Here is a 19,365-nt window from a genome sequence, read left to right as displayed (position 1 = left end):
TCGTTATTTAGAGATACCGATTGCATCTAGGTCAATTCCCTGCTCTTTCGCAAGCGATTCAAGGACAGGAAGTAAAGGGCCCAGTTGCTCATTGAGCGTTTCGCGCACCGTATCTACCATGACTTGCGTCTGGCGTTCAATTTCGATATTGACTTGATCCCCTTCCGACTTTCGCTCGAACGTTGTCATGCGACGCGTTTCAGGAATAAGCCAAACATCAAACCAGCCTTGGTCTTTGTTCACCTCGGCGATGGTCAAACTCGCACCATTGATGGCAATATAGCCTTTGGAAAAGACATAGCGCATCCATTCGGGCTGTACCGAAAAGCGCAAACGATAATTTTCTTCTTGTACCAGCACATCCGATAAGGTCGCACGGCAATCGACATGCCCCGATAACGGATGCCCGCCAATTTCAGCGCCATCTTTCGCGGCACGTTCAGCATTCACCGTATCCCCAGCTTTGATGCTGTTTAGCGTCGTAATCGCGAGGCTTTGTACCATCACATCGAAGCGAACCAGCGTCTGTTCAAGCTGCTCAGTCACTGTCAAGCACACACCATCAATAGCAACGCTGGCTCCTACCGCCAACCCCTCACAAAAGCCATCAGGGAAACGAATATCGAATGTTCGAATACCTTGATGATCGCGACAAACTTCAATATTTGCCACCGCTTGAATAATTCCGGTAAACATGGGCATATCCTATTGAGCATTTCCCAGTATCATACTGCTTGGCAACAAAAATGGCCAACACACATAACTGATAATCAATCTCATTAGCATTGCTAGTTATCAAGCGCTGGCGTATAGTGCGCACTTTTATACGTCAGTAAAGTATTATCAGTATGCCGTATCACTCTCTACGCTTTACCGTTTTGGCAGCCTTTGCCGTGGGCGCCCATACCGCCGGTGCAGCCACAAACCCCTCATCCAACAGCATTGAAACCATTGAGATACAAGGAGAGCAGTTAAACCACCCTATCACCCTTATATCCCCCGGACAGTCGACGTTAGAGCTGGACGATATCCAACGTGAACAGGCGCATAACATCGGTGAGTTGGTCATGAAGATGCCCGGCGTCTCACTCGACGCTGGCGCACGGCCAGGCAGTGAACGTATCAATGTGTGGGGCTTTTCTCATCCTTCGGCACTCTCTGTCCGGGTCGATGGTGCCCCCGTCGGTTTTCAACAGTATCGCTACGGTAGCTTCTTCCTTGATCCTCAGTTACTGCGGTCCGTGCGCGTGGTCAGAGGCGATCATAATGTACGTGCCAGTGTGGGGGCCTTTGGTGGCAGCTTTATCATGGAAACCAAAGAAGCGGCTGACTTTCTTGATCCTGATTCGTCGATTGGCGCGATGGCGCAAGCCGGCTTCAACAGTGTCAACGAACAATGGAAACGCAGTGTGACCACCTATGGTGCCTCTGACTCTGGCTGGTCAGTGCTGTTGCACGGCTCTCGACGTGATGCCGATGATATCGAACTGGGCAACGGTGATGTTTTTACGTTCTCTGGTTACCGTCAGCACAGTTTGTTGGGTAAGATTCGCTACCAGTCAGACGCGCACAGTATGATGCTCAGCCACACCCGCTATGACGATAAGGGAAGAAAGCCATGGGCGAATCGTCGCGGTGCCATGCCTTCAATCAGTGATTATAAAATCAATAAATATGGTAGCTACCAAGCGGCAGTGTTTGCCACTTCAGTAGATAATCATTATCGCGAATACACCAGTACGTTGAATTATCACTATCAACCGTTTAACGACAATATCGACACCCGTGTCGTGATCGCGCATTCACAAAACCATCGCTATTGGGAGCGCCCAGATAGTACCTATCAGTCTTACATCACATCAGGCCAATACGGCCACCAAGTTTGGTTGTCCTATGAGCGTTGGTTTGCCGAGCTAACCAACACCAGTCACATCGGTGATCATGAAATCATGGTGGGGGCGCAGTACCAGAACCAGGACAGAAACTCGCACGTTTACAATCACACTTATCGTAACAGGCCGGCGAAAAACAACGGCTACTACACGCCCAACTTTGAGCCATCAGGGGAGCAACAAACCGCCAGTGTGTTTGTACAAGATAAGTACTTTATTACCCCAGATCTCGAACTTACCGCCTCGCTGCGCTATAACCATATTCGTTCACAAGGTGTGCCAAATCCGGCGCCTGATTATAACGATCCATCGGTAGGTCATGATTATAGCGCGATAAGTCATCAGGGTTGGGAGCCGCGTGTTGCCTTAACTTATGATGTCAGCGCATCGACGCAGCTCAAAGCCGCGTATGCCTACGGCATGAAAGCGCCAACCATCGATGAGTTATATACGGTGCAATATGCCAAGGCCTCAAAACGGGCATAATCGAGTCGCGATCTTTCCGTCACGCGTATCAACGCGTATCTATTGGGTCTGTCTGATACACGTCAAAATGTGTTGACTGAAGGCGATCATCTCGCTTCCGAAGTCACACTATTCTGGAATGATATTATTCATGATGTTGCCCAGCGCCGGGGGGTCAATGCGACCAAACAAAAACAGGGCTATTACACCAACCTGGACGGGCGCTATACTTACGGCTTCGACGCACAACTGCAATATCGTCTTCGCGAGTGGTTTACCGACGCGTCTGTTTCCATGGTGAGAGGTAAACACAAAGGTTCATTGCGCGATAGCACCGGCGAGGACGAATACTGGTATGAAAACCCACCACTCAATGCCAAGTTAGGGATTGGACACCAATTGACGGATACCGTCCAACTCGGATGGCAAGGCCAATACTGGGATGAGCAGGACCGAGTTCCCGACGAGCCTTCTTTGCATACAGCCAACGTAGCCAGTGACGCCTACTTTTTTCAAAACCTGTACGGTGAATGGAAACCCAGCGATGATCTTGTGCTTCGCGCGACCATCGTTAATCTTACCGATCAGTATTACACGCCCTACCTGTCTGCCGGTGTGCCAGCCGCTGGCCGAGATATCCGTATTAATGCCACGATGCGTTTCTAACCCAGCGGGAAAGCCCAATTGTCAGAGCCGGACATAGGTTCGGCTTTGTTCGTTGATACATAGCAGGCACGATTATCCTGACAAATTTAAGGGTTTATTTTTGATGGAAATCACGTTATTGATACACATCACATTTCCTCCTCGACAGCTTCGGAGGCCAGTTAATGACGACCATAGCCGTATTTAGTGCCAAATCGTATGATAAATCCGCCTTCTCCCATGTGAATGCGGCGTTTGATTATACGTTTGAGTTCCATGATTTCTTACTCACTGAAAAAACCGCCAAGATGGCGCAAGGTGCACAAGCCATTTGTGCTTTCGTGAACGACGATCTTTCTCGGCCCGTTTTAGAAATTCTCGCAGATTCAGGCGTTTATTTAGTTGCATTGCGCTGCGCGGGATACGATCGCGTCGATTTAGATGCCGCCAAATCGCTGGGCATCACCGTGGTACGAGTCCCCGCTTACTCGCCTGAATCGGTCGCCGAACACACGGTTGGCATGATGATGTGCCTCAACCGCCGCTTCCATAAAGCATACCAGCGCACCCGAGACGCTAACTTTGAGCTGGAGGGTTTAGTTGGGTTTAATTTCCATGGCAAGACAGCTGGGATCATCGGCACGGGCAAAATCGGTATTGCTACCATGCGCATTCTTAATGGGCTAGGCATGCGTATTCTCTGCCACGACCCCTATGAAAACCCCGAAGCAATGGCGCTTGGTGCTGAATATGTCTCGAAAGAAACACTGTATGCCCAAAGCGACATTATTTCCCTGCACTGCCCGATGTCTCAGGATAACTACCACTTGCTTAGCGCCGACGCCTTTGCGCAAATGAAAGATGGCGTGATGGTGATTAATACCAGTCGGGGCGAGCTACTCGACTCGGTTGCCGCGATTGAGTCGCTCAAACAAGGACGGATCGGGTCATTGGGACTCGATGTTTACGATAATGAGCGTGAATTGTTTTTCCAAGATAAGTCGAATGATGTGATTGTCGATGATGTGTTCCGTCGCCTTTCAGCGTGCCATAATGTCTTGATCACTGGCCACCAAGCGTTCTTGACCAAAGAAGCACTGCACAATATCGCCGAGACGACGTTAATCAATATTCAAACCGTTCTGAGCGGGCAAGCCTGCCAAAACCAGATTGCCGAGGTGGAAGATCGTAGTGATTAATCGAGACTGGGCCATTGATTAATCTTGACCTCTAACTAAGAAAGCAGGCCTGAATCATCAGGCCTGCTTTATAATGGGGCGATACGCTTTGATACGTTACATGGCTTCCATGAAAATCTTGGCGATTTCGTCGTGTGTTGCTTGTTTCGGGTTAGTGAAACCACACGCATCTTTCAACGCATTTTCAGTCAGCACATCAATATCTTCTTGCTTGGCACCTAATTCGTTCAAGCCCGCAGGAACGCCTACGTCCGTTGAAAGCGACTGAATCGCTTGGATGGCGGCTTTCGCGCCCTCATCAGCCGTCATATTCTCCGTATCCACGCCCATTGCAGTGGCGACATCACGCAAACGCTCAGCACAAACCTGCGCGTTATAGCGCTGAACATGAGGCAGCAATACGGCATTGCACACGCCGTGCGGCAAGTCATAAAAGCCACCAAGCTGGTGCGCCATGGCGTGGACATAGCCCAAAGACGCATTATTAAATGCCATGCCCGCCATGAACTGGGCATACGCCATTTGCTCGCGCGCTTCGATGTTTTGTCCATCAGCGACAGCAGTACGCAGATGCTGTTGAATTAACGTCATCGCCTTTAATGCCACTGCATCCGTAATCGGCGTCGCCGCGGTAGACACATAGGCTTCAATCGCGTGAGTGAGCGCATCCATACCTGTGGCCGCGGTTAATGACGCAGGCTTAGCCAACATTAACTCAGGGTCGTTGACAGAAATAATAGGCGTGGTGTGCTTATCGACAATCGCCATTTTAATGTGGCGTGCCTCATCGGTAATAATGCAAAAACGCGTCATTTCCGATGCGGTTCCCGCCGTGGTATTGATTGCGATTAACGGCAACTGAGGTTTAGCTGATTGATCAACCCCCTCATAATCACCAATTTGCCCGCCATTGCTGGCCACCAAGGCAATCCCTTTTGCACAATCGTGTGGAGAGCCACCGCCGAGTGAAATCACGCAATCACACTGGTTCTCTTGTAACAGTGCCAGCCCTTGCGCCACGTTTTCGGTGGTCGGGTTTGGCTGCGTGCCATCATAGACCACACTGTCGACCTGTCGGCTATCAAGCAGGCCTGCAATTTGTTTTACCACGCCAATTTCGTTCAGCACCTTATCTGTCACGATCAGCGCTTTTTTGAATCCATGTGATTGAATCGCGTCTGCCGCTTCTGCAAGGCAACCGGCCCCCATCAGGTTAACGGCTGGGATAAAGAAAGTGCTCGACATAATCGTTGGCTCCTTTTGTAGGGATAATCGGGTTAGCACGAAAACGGTGCTCCCCTTTTGCTTTGATGCCTTTTTGTAACACGTGGTTTGTTCGTCACATTTTGATCCAGCGCAATTCGCTTGGCAGGATGCAGAGATAAAAAGGCAAAATTGAGAGTTATGTCATCGGCGCGCACCATATCGTTTAAAACGGCAGCAACCATTCATTTTTTTGACACTTTCTTGAAGAACACTGTCTAACGTGCGATAGGTTATGGAAGCTAACGCGTAAACAGAGAGAAAACCATGGGAAAAAAATACACACTAACCGCTGTGGCAGTATTGACGGCATCTTTGGCGCTCACCGGGTGTGAATCAATGTCCAACGCCCAAAAAGGCGCAGCCATTGGTGCCATTACTGGGGCTATCGCGGGTAAGTCAACATCCAACCACAAAGACAAGCGCGCATTTATTGGCGCCGCGATTGGTGCCATTGGGGGCGCAGCGGTCGGCAACTACATGGATAAACAAGAGCAGGCTTTTCGTGAGGAATTGGCTGGCTCTGGCATCCAGGTCGTTCGAGAAGGGGATAATATTCGCCTGATTATGCCGTCAAACATCACCTTTGGGCTCGACCAAGACGCTATTGCCGCTGACTTTTATCCGACCCTGAACGCCGTTGCTAACGTCATGCGTAAATACGATAAAACCTTTTTAAGCATTGAGGGACATACGGATAACACTGGCGCGGCGTCGTATAACCAAGGCCTGTCTGAGCGACGTGCGATGAGCGTTAAACGCTATCTTGCTAGCCAGTCTATCGACAATGCGCGCCTTTATACCTCTGGTTTTGGTGAAACGCGTCCTCTGGTCGCCAACAACAGCGCCTCTAACCGCGCCTTGAATCGCCGTGTGGAAATTCAAGTCGTGCCTAATACGCAATAAGCGTGCGCGTGGCGCGTTCATAGGATGTGCACGCGCCGTTTCCCAGCACTAGAGCGCATCGAGGTTGTCGAGTAAGTCATCTGCATGACTAATGATCTTGTCTCGCTGCCCCTCATCCATTTTGTCCCAATTTCTATAAGGCATTGCTGTACGTGGATTATGCGCAAATCGCTCGCGATGGCGGTGCATAAAGTGCCAATACAAGGCGTTGAGCGGGCACGCCTTCTCACCAGTTTTTTCCTTCACAGAATAGTGACAGTCACTGCAATAGTCACTCATGCGATTAATATAGGCGCCACTGGCCGCATACGGCTTGGTCGCCACCAGTCCATTATCGGCAAACTGTGTCATCCCACGGGTGTTTGGCATCTCCACCCACTCAATCGCATCGATGTAAATCGACAAATACCAGTCATCGACCTCATCCGGCGCGATACCCGCCAAGAGGCAAAAGTTGCCCGTCACCATTAAGCGTTGGATATGATGCGCGTACGCGGTCTGCAAGGACTGAGTGACAGCTTGGGAAACACAACGCATTTTGGTATCGCCAGTCCAAAAAAAACGAGGAAGCGCCCGCTGCGCGGATAACGCGTTTTTATTGGCGTAAGCAGGCATATTTGCCCAATACACCCCGCGTACATACTCCCGCCAGCCTAGAATTTGTCGCACAAACCCTTCAATCTGCGCAAGGTTGACGTCGTCGGTTGCGCGAAAGTGAGCGATGGCGGTTTCAATCACCTGCATCGGGTGCAATAGCTTGGCGTTTAAAGCAAAAGATAGACGGCTGTGATAGAGGCTCCATTGGTGTTCGCTTCGCCCCGTCATGGCGTCTTGAAATTGACCGAACATAGGCAGGCAGTGACGACAAAAATGGTCTAACAGCGATTTTGCCTGTGTACGAGTCACCGGCCAGAGCAAGTCTCGCGCTGGCTCGCCGATCGTCGCCACGTGATGCCGTTCGATACGCGCCAAAATATCGCGTACATCATTGCTAAATACTAAGGGGGTTGGAATGGCCGCTAAATCGCTTTTCTTGAGTTTATTACGATTGTCTTGATCGAAGTTCCACCGTCCTCCCTCTGGTGACTCTCCCTCCATCAAAATGCCAAACTGGCGTCGCATATCGCGGTAGAAATACTCCATTTTGCGATGTTTATCGGCAGTGAACTGCTTGGGTATTTGGTCGTACGGCAGTAAAAAGTGCTCGGTGTCCACACATGTCATTGTGACAGCCTGAGGTAAAGCCATCTCTTTTAATTGCTCGTCTAGCCGGTATTCGTCCGGGCGTTGATATTCAAACGTTTTGATCTGATAGCGCTCGCACAGATCAGCCACTAACGCCGGCAAGTTATCGTAATGTTGCGTGTCATCCAAGGTTAGATAGCAAACGTGATGGCCTGCTTGGCTCAGGGCATGGGAAAACGCTTCCATGGCAGCAAAGAAAGCGCTCACCTTTTGGATATGATGTTTGACATAAGTTGCTTCTTGATTGAGTTCGGCAACAAGATATAGCACCTCTTTATCCGTCTTTTTATACCATGAGTGGCTGGCGTTGAGCTGATCCCCTAACACAAGACGCAATGTTGAATACTGGCGGTTAGTCACTGGTACCTCGATATTTGTAAAATCAACCTTAAGCGATACGCAGCAAACCACATTTTCGATGATTAACCCTGGCGAGTGCTTGAATCTTAGGGAAAACCCTCTACATTAGAGCCAGTATTGATCACCCATGTGGCGGCGAGGCGATGAGAGCATTCTTTGTCGGGCTGTTTTTACTCCCAATTGCAATGATAGTGGCTGAGCCAGCACGTGCCATGAATGAACCGGCCAGCCAGTTTGTTCAAGATCTTCGCTTTCATGGCTATATCGACAATTATGGCAATGTGAAACTTCGCTTTGCCCCAATTACCGCTCTACCGGCAGGATTCAAGACCAAAGGTTACTTGGATATTGAAGCCAGTGATATCGTTCGTCTTCCGCGTGGGCTTGATGTTGGCGGTTACTTTAATGCCGCCAATACAGCGATTCGGCAACTGCCGAGAATGAAAGTGGGTGGGTATATTAACCTTACCAATACCGCGATTACCCGTCTCCCCCCAAACTTAGTCGTGCGAGGAGATTTAAGCCTCGTCAACACGCCGCTCACCCAATTACCGCGCCGTTTATTCGTCGAGGGAAACTTGTACCTGACAAATTCGCCCATCGAGAAGATTCCTGACGACATCTATGTAGGCGGCAACCTCTACATCCGCGGTACCGAGATCCAGTCAGTCAGCCCCGATCTTCGTATTGAAGGCCAGGTACTTCCTTCGGTAAGTCAATGATATCACGCTAGGCGTTGATCGAATTGGGTGCCAAGCCGTACCTTAGTTCCGAGCCTAGTTTTAAATTACAGTCAAAAAACGGTCCATTATGATTATCTTACATCATCTAGAACAATCGCGGTCGCAACGGATTGTGTGGTTATTAGAGTCGCTTGCGATTCCTTATCAGCTGGTACGGCATCAACGGGACCCGAAAACCAAGCTCGCGCCCCGCGAGCTAAAAGAAATACACAGTTTGGGGAAAGCGCCTGTTATTGAGGACGGCGATGTGGTGATTGCCGAGTCAGGGGCGATCATCGAATATCTTATCGACAAGTACGGCGATGACACGCTCACCCCTACCACAGATAATGAAAAAGGCCTGTATCGTTATTGGATGCATTATGCGGAAGGCTCACTGATGCCGCCGCTGGTAATGTCTTTGATCTTTAGCAAGATCCCAGAATCACCGATGCCATTCTTTATTCGCCCCGTGGCAAAAAAGCTGATGAAGGGCGTGACTGAACAGTTTCTCGCCCCACAGCTTCGCGATCATTTCTCAATGATTGATAAGCATTTAGCCAAACATACCTGGCTGTGTGGCGATACGCTGACAGCAGCCGACATTCAAATGAGTTTCCCATTGTTGGCAGCACGCAAACAACTCGACGCTCAGCAGCACGCCAATATTCTTCGCTACCTTGAACGCGTTGAACAACAACCCGGCTATCAAAACGCCTTGTGTGTTGTCGGCCCACTCAAAGCGATGTAGTTTGCCAAAGCGAGATCATTTGCCAGAACGCTTGCCCGGATCAATGGCTGAATCATGTGGGCAGCGTTGACGCTGCCTGCATCACCCAGCGCTGGTAACCGGGGCGCTCAACCAGTTGCTGATACCAACGTTCAACATTAGGCGGTAATGCCCAATCACTTTGCTGACTCAGGCGATGAATTAAGCTGCCTACAGCGATGTCTGCCAGGGTCATCCGATCGGAGGTAAGGTAACGCTGATCGTCCAACGCATCATTGATTCTATCAAGCTCATAGCGGCATTGTTCCCACGCTCGCTGCTGTGTTTGACGCTCCTCGGCGCCATTCGCTGAAGGCATAAATAACGCAGCCTTAATCACGGGCTGGAACGAAGACAAGCACCAGTCCATCCAGCGCTCATAACAGGAACGTTGAAAGGCACAATCGGGATACCACATTTTATTGCCATAACACGCGACCAGATAGCGCAATATGGTATGCGACTCCCAAACACTATTAGGGCCATCTTCAAGTACGGGCACCTGGCGCATCGGACACCGCTGTGCGAGCGCTTGTGCGTCATGTCGATTATGATGAATATCGACTTCTTCTAGCGCGATACTTAAATCTAACTCATCGATTAGCCACATCACTTTCTGAACGTTAATCGATAGCGGATGCCCATAAATTTTCATTTTGCTCTCCTTGTCACGCTACAACGCTTTTCCTTGCTCGTCTGCGTCTTCGAGGCTCGCATAATCCTCTATCCATAGCAAGTCATCGGGAAGACCTGCCAAAAACCTTAAGACTTAACCCATGATGTCCGGCAAACGCCATACGTTACACCTCGCTATACGCTTTTTGTGATGTTTCCTTCTGAAACGGATATGCCGAATGACGGAGGGCTTATCCCGCTATGTCACATTTCTTTCATTATGTATTGGCCTGCCAGTAAATCAGCGTTAATCTATTGATTGTTAAGGCTTATTAACAAAGAACTCAACCAAGGAAGGATTATGAAAAAAACGGTATTAGCCAGTGCGCTAGCACTCGCATTGAGCGGATCGGCGTTTGCCGCACAAGTCCCTGATGACGTCACCCTTGCCGAAAACCAAACGCTTATCTGGGGCGTCGCGGGGGAAGTACCCACGTTAGACCCCACCAAATCCAGTGATAGTGCCAGCAATAAAATCATCTCCGATTTGTTTGAAGGATTGATGGTACGCAATCCAAATGGCGACGTAGTACCGGGGCTGGCGAAGGATTGGGAGGTCAGCGAAGACGGGCTAACCTATACGTTTCACCTTCGCAAAGCCAAATGGTCTGACGGTGAGCCCATTACCGCCGCCGATGTGGTGTATACACTACAGCGCGTGGTTGACCCGGTCACTGGCGCGCCTTATGCCTGGTACCTAGGGACAGCCAATATCCAAAATGCCAAAGCGATCACCGACGGCGAAAAACCCGCGGAGCAGCTTGGCGTCAAAGCCATCGACGATCACACGGTGGAATTTACCCTTGAGCGCCGCACGCCCTATTTCCCGAATATGCTCACCCACTCGTCTACTTATCCGGTGCCACAGCATGCGTTGGAAGCCTTTGGTGATAGCTGGACACGTCCAGATAATATGGTCAACTCTGGCGCGTATAACCTCACCAACTGGGTGATTAACGAACGAATTGATTTAGCCCGTAACCCGCTTTATTGGAATAACGACGAAACGGTGATTGATAAAACCTCTTATGTCGCCTCCAGTGATGTCAACGCTGAATACAACCGCTACCGTACCGGTGAAATTGATATCACCTCAAGCTTTCCACTTGAGGCCTTTGATCAGATTAAAAAGGAACGCCCTGATGAGTTGATCACTATGCCGTCTTTGGGGACCTATTATTATTTGTTTAATACAGAGAAAGCGCCTTTTGACGATGTGCGAGTCCGTAAGGCTTTGTCGTATGCGATTGATAGAAACATCATTACCGACATTATTCTCGGTCAAGGCCAGCTTCCGGCATATAGCGCCACACCGCCAGCTATCAACCATTTTGAGCCACCTAAGCTCGAATGGGCGGAAATGAGCCAAGATGAGCGCTATCAAAAAGCCAAAGTCTTGTTGGCAGAAGCCGGCTTTACCCAAGATAACCCTCTGGAGTTTGAGCTGGTCTATAACACCATGGAGTCACACAAAAAACTGGCGTTAGCCGTGACGTCTATGTGGAAGCGTCACCTTCCTGTCAATGTCAACTTGGCCAACCAAGAATGGAAAACCTTTTTGCAAAAGCTTCTGCAAAAAGACTTTGAAGTTGCACGTTATGCGTGGGTTGGCGATTACAATGAAGCTTCTACATTCCTGAGTTACTTCAGTAGTGATGGCATGAATGAAACTAGTTGGGGCAACAAAGACTATGACAAGGCACTTGATCAGGCATTAACGGTCGCAGAGCCCGATAAACGCAAAGCTTACTACCAAGAAGCAGAGCGGATTTTCGCCCACGATATGCCGGCGATCCCACTGTATTTCTATACCCGCAGCGTGATTAAAAGCCCGAAAGTCGGTGGGTATAACATCGATAACCCTAACAAGCTTCGGTATACACGTAACCTATATATCACCAAAAATTGATCGCCACTGAATGAGCCGTGATCGATCACTAAGACCCACGCCACGCTTTGACGCGTGGCGTTTTTATTGATAAGCACAAACAAAGAAGCGCCAGCCTTTCGGCTAGCGCTTCTTATCAATTTGGCTCCCCCAACTGGACTCGAACCAGTGACATACGGATTAACAGTCCGGCGTTCTACCAACTGAACTATGGGGGAATCGTCTTTGCGACAACGAGCGAGATGATAGGCAATCCATTATCTCGGTGCAACCCTTTTTTCAATAAATCCCCACACACTCGGCTCGAATGGCTAAAAAGGCAACAAATCAGACGATTAAACGATCACCTTTGCACTGACGTAGGTAAAAGTGCAAATATACGACACTGCAGCTGACTTCGAGGACCCAGAGACATTGGACAAAGACACATCGCTCCCACTGTTTATTGCCGGCCCCATGCTACGGCGGACGACACAGCATGAAGTGACGTTATGGTCAGTGCTGACACAAAAGCCCGACGATGGCACCGTCTCCGTTTATCAGCACAACCAGATATTAGCATCCATGCCGTTGTCAGCTGGGCATTGGTTTCGTATTGGCGCGCATGCGTGGGTCGTGCTTCATCATCTCCGTTCAGCGCATGGGTTTCCCGTCGATCGACCATTGTCATACGACATACAGATCAACGGCAGTGGAATAGCGGACATCCAACCGGATGTCTTATATGACAACGAACGCGCTCCCTCTTTTTGTATTCCCTCAAAAGCCACCCATATCGCGCATGGCTCGTGCCGACATCCGCATCATCGCTGCGATGATGCCCTCGTGACCCTCGACCAACATTTGTCCACGACCCCGATGACACAATGGCCCAATATGTTGATCATGAGTGGCGATCAAATCTATGCCGATGACGTCGCCACGCCGATGCTGCAGCGTATTCGCCGGTTAATTGCCGTATTAGATCTCAAAAATGAGTCTTTTGAAGACGCGCCCATTGTCGACTGCCGGGCGTTGGATACACACCCGGACAGCTATGCTCAACGTGGCAAACTCCTCCCTAACCAGCGTGCAGAAAGGGGCAACCGCTTAGAAAAACTGTTTGGGCAACCACTGCCTATTTTTACCTCCAAAACCGTCTCTAATCACTTGATAAGCTTTGCAGAGCATGTCGCCATGTATTTGCTGGTATGGTCGCCGGTTCCTTGGAAACTAACAGACAGCGCTGACCATCAACCCCCCAGTGGACTCACCGACGACCAACGCGCGCGCTATCAACAAGAAAAAGCCACCTTGGATGTGTTTCGCGCTGGCTTGCCTCAGGTACAGCGACTATTCGCACACCTATCAACCTATATGATCTTTGACGATCATGACATCACAGATGACTGGAATATCACCGTCGGATGGGAGCAAGCCGCGTATTTTAACCCCTTTTCTCGCCGTATTATCGGCAATGGCCTCATGGCGTATTGGTTGTGCCAAGGTTGGGGCAATGCTCCCGACAACTTTAGCCAAGACTTTCTCACTACGGCCCGCCAAAGCGTCTATCAGCCCATTGATATTCGCTACTCGGACACACAAACAGAGGCTCATCAGGCCATGGTGGCGCAATGTCTGCGTTTTGAACACTGGCATTACACGGTGCCAACAACGCCACATCTCGTCGTGTTAGATACACGCACACGTCGCTGGCGCTCTGAGTCACGAATGAATAAGCCGTCGGGCCTGATGGACTGGGAAGCACTGATGGATTTTCAACATGATCTGTTAAGGCATGATAGCGCAGTGATTGTCTCTGCTGCCCCCATGTTCGGGGTTAAGTTTATTGAGGTATTGCAACGAGTCGCGACCTGGCTGGGCGTCCCCACTGTCGTCGACGCCGAGAACTGGATGGCCCACCCAGGGAGTGCCAACACCCTGCTGAGTATTTTTCGCCATCAACGTACACCCACCAATTATGTGATTTTATCTGGGGATGTGCATTACTCGTTTGCTTATGATATCCGAATCCGATTTCGCACCCATAGTCCGCGCTTGTGGCAAATAACCGCTAGTGGATTCAAAAATCGCTTCCCCGAGCCACTCCTCACCGTTTGCGAGTGGTGCGATCGCGTTTTATTCAGCCCACTGTCTCCACTGAATTGGCTCACTAAACGTAAGCGTATGCGCATTGATCGGCGCGATCCTGATACGCCAGGCCCTAAGCGGCTGGTCAATGCCAGTGCCGTGGGGTTAGTCACCCTCAATGAAGATGGCTCTCCACACACCATTGGCCTTCTGAAGACCGATGGCCAACGCGTCGCTTTCCCGGAAAAGACAAACACCGAGTCAACTCGCCAGCTAGGTTACCGTGATTCTCATCGATGAAATTTGGATAATAGCGTAAGCAGGCCTAACCTTAGAAGGAGTTGGCCGATAAAAGGAGGCTTTATGCAAGGAGAAAACCACGCACTCGTTTTTGATTTCCCGGAGCATCGCGATCGTATCCACCACCTTAAGCAACATGACCCCGCGTTTCAGCTCGATGCACACCGCTATCATCAGCTCGATCACCATATTCGTGGTCTAGAGATGAACCAAATTCCCACCAGCGACGATGTCTTTACCGCGATGAAACGACAGCGCGCGCACCTCAAAGACCGCTTGTACGAAAAGCTACGCACACATTAATGGGAGGTGAGTAATGCGTCTGTCGCATTCATTGTGCTTGGTGGTTCTGTTTCTAGGAACAATAGGGGCTGCAGTGGCGAAAACCATCAACACGGAGGCGGTGAGCCTTCGTGTTGAAACACTGAAATCCGGCTTTTCTCACCCATGGGGGATCACTGAGCTTCCGGATGGCGATCTACTGATTACCGAGCGCAACGGCAAGCTTAAACGGCTGACACCCAATGGATTAGTCGTCTCCATTTTAGGCACCCCAAAAAACGTGTTTCAAGAGGGACAAGGAGGACTATTAGATATTACCCTAGCACCTGATTTTGCGACCAACCAGCGTTTATATCTTTCCTACGCCGCCGTCGACGAGCGAGGACAAGCCGGGACTGAGGTAATGATGGCCACACTGTCTAAGGATGTACTGATTGACAGTCGTGTTATTTTTAAAGCCTTTCCCAAGCGCAGTGGCGGGCGCCATTTTGGCAGTCGTTTATTGGCCACCTCTGAGCACCTATATATCACGCTCGGCGATCGTGGCCACCGCGATCGCGCGCAGTTTGCCGACGATCATCTGGGCACGCTCGTGCGTCTTAATCTTGATGGCACAGTGCCAGAGACTAATCCTTTCACACAGGTGAATGACAAACGTGCTGAAGTGTTTAGTTTCGGACACCGAAATATCCAAGGTATCGCCCTCGATAACACAGGCACACGTATTTGGGCCCATGAGCACGGCCCCCAAGGTGGCGATGAGCTCAACGTTATCCTCGCCGGCGAAAACTATGGCTGGCCGACCATAACACATGGCGTAAACTATGGGCTGGGCACACAAATCGGAGAAGGCACATCCAAACCCGGCATGCGCCAACCTGTGTATTACTGGGATCCCTCTATCGCACCATCAGGCATGACGATGGTGAACAGCCAGCAGTTTCCCATGTGGAAGGAAGATTTACTGCTCGGGTCGTTAAAGTTTGGCTTACTGGTCAGGTTAGAGCTGGAGAACGGCCAAGTCACACATGAAGAACGAATGTTCGACGGTCAGTTTGGCCGCATTCGCGATGTGATCCAAGCACGTGACGGCAGTTTACTCATCCTCACTGATAGAAGAAATGGCAGTGTATTGCGGGTCACACCATTGTCTCAGTCGTAGACCATTATCTCAGTCGCAGATAGGCGCTAGGAAAGACTGGACGTCAGCTCGCCATCATTGTGAGGCATCGACAGACGATATTGCCCACCATCGTAGTCTAAATTGGTGACCAACCACGCGCTTCGTGACTTAGAGCGTTCATCAAATTGAAACCCACAATGATAGCGACCGCCCATCAAACGGCAGTTCATTATAACGCCACTGATACCCATATCTTGACTTGCAGTGGTGTCGGTCAAACTCAACGATGCCGTTTGCGCCTCATCGAGTTGCAAACCAACAGCGCGATAAGAAAACAAGCAGCCGCCGACAGAGAAGTCATGTATTGTCACCGAGATATCAGGTTTTCCATCGATGGTTAACAGCGCAGACAAGTCGACATTGAAACGCTTATCTTGGCGTAAAGGCGTCTCACTGGCCCCCTCACGAATAAGCTCGACACATAAAAGGGTGTGGTGGGCCTCCATCAAGCCTTGTACTTTTCCACCAAATCGAATCAGTGATCCATCGGCAGAAACACCATGAAGACGTAAACTATAACCGACCCCAAAATACTGCTTTTTCTGTTGGGCCGACAATTTAGGCAGTTGCAGATAACAAAAACGTTGCCCATCACTACCAATCAACAAGCCATTAAATCGAAATAGAGCTTTAGTCGGTGTCTGAATATGAACACGCACCAAGGTTGCCACCCCCAACTTCAGTATCGCTTGAGTGACAGCTAAAGCGATGACTTCTTGTTTTTTTTCTATCGCATTGAGTTGTTCTTTTCTGGGCATAATGACGTTCGTTATTCCGTTAATATGAATTTCAGTATTTTCATCAAGATCGGTTGCCCTGAGTATAGATCGCACTATTCACCCATGTTACTTTTCGGTTCATAACGCACGCATCTATCAAGGACACATCATGAAAGGGACGCTAAAACGGCTACTGTTCAGCACAATGCTGGTCTGCTCCCCCTTCGCCCAAGCCAGCGATCAAGCGGCATGTGGCAAGGTTTCTATCGCGGATATGAATTGGAACTCAGCCACATTAATAGCACATGTTGATCAATTTATCTTAGCGTATGGATATGGATGTGATGTCTCTCTTGTCCCAGGCGATACCATGCCTACCGGCGTCTCAATGACGGAAAAAGGCGAGCCAGATATAGCGCCAGAGTTTTGGACAAACTCGCACAAAGCGATGTTGGACAAAGGCGTGCAAGCAGGACGATTACGGTACGCAGGCGATGTATTCTCACAAGGTGGCAACGAGGGCTTTTGGGTCCCCAAATACATGGTCGATCAACACCCCGAGTTAGCGACGATTGAAGGCATCAAAGCGCATCCAGAGCTGTTCCCTCATCCAGAAGATCCTGATAAAGCCGCATTCATGGGCTGCCCGGCGGGGTGGACATGTCAAATCTCAGCCCAACACATTTTTAACGCCCTTGAGTTGGACAAAGCCGGCTTTGAAATTGTCGACCCTGGCTCTGCAGCAGGCTTAGCCGGCACCATCGCACGTGCCAATGAGCGAAAAAATCCTTGGTTTGGTTATTATTGGGCGCCGACGCCTGTGATGGGAAAATATGAAATGGTTGAAGTCGATTTGGGTGCCGATGTCAATTTAGCGCACTACAAACAATGTATCACTCAAGCGGACTGTCAATCGCCCCAGGTCACCGCCTTTCCCACCTCTCCCGTGCACTCGCTAACCACAGCATCATTTGCTGAGCAAGCACCAGCAGCATTCGAGTATATCAACCGCCGCGAATACGATAATCAAGTAATGAGTGACATGCTGGCTTGGATGGATACCTATCAAGCGGACGGTGAAATAGCCGCAGACGAGTTTCTTCGGCGCTACCCTGCCGTTTGGCATCAGTGGGTCGATGCACAAACCGCGCAACGTGTCGAAGACGCACTACGATAACGGTAGAATATACACTAAGAGGAATATAAGTAGACATGACTTGCCGAGGCTCCAATTGGCCTCGGCAAGCCTAAAAAGCGTGTCACTCGATCACGCCAAGCTCACGGAGGCGTTCCATCAAGTAACTGTTGGCCGTATGGCGATCAGACAGCACCACATCTGGCTTAGGGTGCAAAAATAGCGGCAACGAAATACGCGCTTTGGTTTTATCCGCGCCTTCCGGGTTCACGACACGGTGGGTGGTAGAAGGGAAGTATCCGCCGGATGCTTCTTGAAGCATATCACCGATATTGACAATCAAGTTACCAAAATCACAAGGCACATCTAACCAGCTCCCGTCTTTTGCTTTCACTTGCAAGCCAGGCTCATTGGCAGCCGGTAATATTGTCAGCAAATTAATGTCTTCATGAGCAGCCGCTCGAATCGCCCCAAGCTCTTCATCACCCTTTAACGGTGGATAATGTAAAACACGCAATAGGGTCTGTTGGCTGCCATTAATCATACTGGACAATGGCTGTGAGTAGTGCTGACTCACTTCAGACGGTGACTGACGTTCAACCCATGACAGCAAGGTTTCCGCTAAATGCGTAGCATGCTCGTAATAAGACTGTAGATCACTTCTCAGTGCGTCAGGACACTGCCCCCAAGGGTAGTAGTGGAAGAATTCTTTTAAATCGCGCTTAGTGTGACCTTTCGCGGTTTCTGCGACTTTGGCGGGAAAAAAGCCGTCTTGCGTATCGGGTTTATAGGTGAACAGATGCTTGTCTTCGGTATTAAAGAAACCTTCCCATTGCTGATAGATATCAGCGACCCATTGTTGCTGTAACGGGTGATTTTTTAATACACCAAACCCTGTTTCACGTAGGGATTTAACAAAGGCCTGCTCGGCATCAGGCGCATTAAAGTCAATGGCTTGCAGTGTCATAATGCTCTCGTAATCGTTTGCTTTTTATCATGAGGTAAGTGAAACAATAGTTTAACAGGCCGATCAGCGCACACAACGCAAAACTGTTCTCATAGAGAAACGCTTTGTTTTTCTACAAGCACGGTTGAGGTTAAATCATGCAGCCTCGAGATAGGCAAACAGATATCACGTGTTACACTCTATGCCGTTGTAAACGCATGGAGGTTATATGGGCGTTATTCGTTGGATCCTAGGCAAGATTATTCTGGTGATTGAGTCGTTGACTCAACCCAAGGCACCTCAGCTGAGCGCGACACAAAAACAGGCTATCGACACTTTGGCGCAGCAAGTTACCTTGTATCAATTTGCAGCCTGTCCGTTTTGTGTAAAAGTGCGCCAGGCCAGCCGCAAACTCGGCTTACCGCTGAACACCAAAGATGCGAAGCGTGATGTAGACGCGCGGCAAGAGCTTGAGCAAGGGGGTGGACGAGTCAAAGTCCCCTGTTTGCGTATTCAAAAGGCAAGCGGAGAGGCGCACTGGATGTACGAGTCAGACGATATTATTGCCTATTTAAACAAGCAGGTCGCGCCGATAATTGAAAAATAATTAGACACGGGTTGAGTCGGGGTCTATGGTCTTAGTGACAAGACTCCTTCGCTTGCCCCTTGTTGCCCGACTGGCTGATGCCTTTTATCGGGCT

At 49.8% G+C, this 19,365-nt stretch carries 16 protein-coding genes, 1 tRNA gene and 1 pseudogene; 11 read left to right on the top strand and 7 right to left on the bottom strand.

The window, feature by feature from the left end:
- Positions 1-3 precede the first annotated feature (3 nt).
- Positions 4-696 carry a riboflavin synthase gene (locus BGL48_RS01315; RefSeq protein ID WP_069360959.1) on the bottom strand — a complete coding sequence of 231 codons (693 nt, stop codon included), beginning with the start codon at positions 694-696 and terminating at the stop codon, positions 4-6.
- Between the two features lie 152 nt (positions 697-848).
- Between BGL48_RS01315 and BGL48_RS01310 the strand changes: the two are divergent.
- Both BGL48_RS01310 and BGL48_RS01305 read left to right on the top strand, forming a co-directional pair.
- A pseudogene (locus BGL48_RS01310) lies at positions 849-3,023 on the top strand (TonB-dependent receptor domain-containing protein).
- A 164-nt stretch (positions 3,024-3,187) separates the two neighbouring features.
- The gene (locus tag BGL48_RS01305; protein ID WP_069360958.1) at positions 3,188-4,201 is read left to right on the top strand and encodes a 2-hydroxyacid dehydrogenase; all 1,014 of its coding nucleotides are present in this window, start codon (positions 3,188-3,190) and stop codon (positions 4,199-4,201) included.
- A 96-nt stretch (positions 4,202-4,297) separates the two neighbouring features.
- Here BGL48_RS01305 and yiaY read toward each other — a convergent pair whose 3' ends face one another.
- The gene (yiaY, locus tag BGL48_RS01300; RefSeq protein ID WP_069360957.1) at positions 4,298-5,446 is read right to left on the bottom strand and encodes an L-threonine dehydrogenase; all 1,149 of its coding nucleotides are present in this window, start codon (positions 5,444-5,446) and stop codon (positions 4,298-4,300) included.
- A gap of 285 nt (positions 5,447-5,731) precedes the next feature.
- Between yiaY and BGL48_RS01295 the strand changes: the two genes are divergently transcribed.
- Complete coding sequence (locus tag BGL48_RS01295; protein ID WP_069360956.1) at positions 5,732-6,370, top strand: OmpA family protein; 639 nt, start codon at positions 5,732-5,734, stop codon at positions 6,368-6,370.
- Positions 6,371-6,418: 48 nt separating this feature from the next.
- Here BGL48_RS01295 and BGL48_RS01290 read toward each other — a convergent pair whose 3' ends face one another.
- Positions 6,419-7,975 carry a cryptochrome/photolyase family protein gene (locus BGL48_RS01290; RefSeq protein WP_069360955.1) on the bottom strand — a complete coding sequence of 519 codons (1,557 nt, stop codon included), beginning with the start codon at positions 7,973-7,975 and terminating at the stop codon, positions 6,419-6,421.
- Between the two features lie 143 nt (positions 7,976-8,118).
- Between BGL48_RS01290 and BGL48_RS01285 the strand changes: the two genes are divergently transcribed.
- Complete coding sequence (locus BGL48_RS01285; protein ID WP_235607551.1) at positions 8,119-8,697, top strand: hypothetical protein; 579 nt, start codon at positions 8,119-8,121, stop codon at positions 8,695-8,697.
- 88 nt (positions 8,698-8,785) lie between these two features.
- Complete coding sequence (locus BGL48_RS01280) at positions 8,786-9,448, top strand: glutathione S-transferase (protein ID WP_069360954.1); 663 nt, start codon at positions 8,786-8,788, stop codon at positions 9,446-9,448.
- 52 nt (positions 9,449-9,500) lie between these two features.
- Here the strand turns inward: BGL48_RS01280 and BGL48_RS01275 are convergent, their stop codons facing one another.
- Positions 9,501-10,121 carry a glutathione S-transferase family protein gene (locus BGL48_RS01275; protein ID WP_069360953.1) on the bottom strand — a complete coding sequence of 207 codons (621 nt, stop codon included), beginning with the start codon at positions 10,119-10,121 and terminating at the stop codon, positions 9,501-9,503.
- A gap of 321 nt (positions 10,122-10,442) precedes the next feature.
- Here BGL48_RS01275 and BGL48_RS01270 point away from each other — a divergent pair, with 321 nt between their 5' ends.
- Complete coding sequence (locus tag BGL48_RS01270; protein ID WP_069360952.1) at positions 10,443-12,050, top strand: peptide ABC transporter substrate-binding protein; 1,608 nt, start codon at positions 10,443-10,445, stop codon at positions 12,048-12,050.
- Between the two features lie 121 nt (positions 12,051-12,171).
- Here BGL48_RS01270 and BGL48_RS01265 read toward each other — a convergent pair.
- Positions 12,172-12,247 (bottom strand) — tRNA-Asn (locus BGL48_RS01265).
- 238 nt (positions 12,248-12,485) lie between these two features.
- Here BGL48_RS01265 and BGL48_RS01260 point away from each other — a divergent pair.
- The 3 genes from BGL48_RS01260 to BGL48_RS01250 all read left to right on the top strand — a co-directional run bounded on the left by BGL48_RS01260 (position 12,486) and on the right by BGL48_RS01250 (position 15,843).
- Entirely contained in the window at positions 12,486-14,399 is a 1,914-nt protein-coding gene (locus BGL48_RS01260) for a hypothetical protein (protein WP_069361023.1), read from the top strand.
- Between the two features lie 63 nt (positions 14,400-14,462).
- Positions 14,463-14,702: a YdcH family protein gene (locus BGL48_RS01255; RefSeq protein WP_069360951.1), complete on the top strand. Its 240-nt coding sequence runs from the start codon at positions 14,463-14,465 to the stop codon at positions 14,700-14,702.
- A gap of 13 nt (positions 14,703-14,715) precedes the next feature.
- A complete protein-coding gene (locus BGL48_RS01250) occupies positions 14,716-15,843 on the top strand; it encodes a PQQ-dependent sugar dehydrogenase (protein WP_069360950.1) in 1,128 nt (375 codons plus the stop codon).
- Between the two features lie 26 nt (positions 15,844-15,869).
- On the opposite strand, the gene BGL48_RS01245 is transcribed toward BGL48_RS01250, so the two are convergent.
- A complete protein-coding gene (locus tag BGL48_RS01245; RefSeq protein ID WP_069360949.1) occupies positions 15,870-16,622 on the bottom strand; it encodes a PilZ domain-containing protein in 753 nt (250 codons plus the stop codon).
- Between the two features lie 130 nt (positions 16,623-16,752).
- Between BGL48_RS01245 and BGL48_RS01240 the strand changes: the two genes are divergently transcribed.
- Positions 16,753-17,760, top strand: coding sequence for an ABC transporter substrate-binding protein (locus BGL48_RS01240; protein WP_069360948.1), 1,008 nt, complete (start codon positions 16,753-16,755; stop codon positions 17,758-17,760).
- An 82-nt stretch (positions 17,761-17,842) separates the two neighbouring features.
- On the opposite strand, the gene BGL48_RS01235 is transcribed toward BGL48_RS01240, so the two are convergent.
- Positions 17,843-18,685 (bottom strand): 2OG-Fe(II) oxygenase family protein, encoded by an 843-nt coding sequence (locus tag BGL48_RS01235; RefSeq protein ID WP_069360947.1) that lies wholly within the window; start codon positions 18,683-18,685, stop codon positions 17,843-17,845.
- 208 nt (positions 18,686-18,893) lie between these two features.
- On the opposite strand from BGL48_RS01235, the gene BGL48_RS01230 reads away from it, so the two are divergent.
- Entirely contained in the window at positions 18,894-19,271 is a 378-nt protein-coding gene (locus tag BGL48_RS01230) for a glutaredoxin family protein (protein ID WP_069360946.1), read from the top strand.
- Positions 19,272-19,365 lie beyond the last annotated feature (94 nt).

Origin of the sequence: Salinivibrio sp. SS3 (genome assembly GCF_001722105.1) — a bacterium.
In the GTDB taxonomy this organism is placed as follows: domain Bacteria; phylum Pseudomonadota; class Gammaproteobacteria; order Enterobacterales; family Vibrionaceae; genus Salinivibrio; species Salinivibrio kushneri.
The sequence above is the reverse complement of the archived record's forward strand: the minus strand, read 5'-3'. Positions and strand labels throughout refer to the sequence as shown.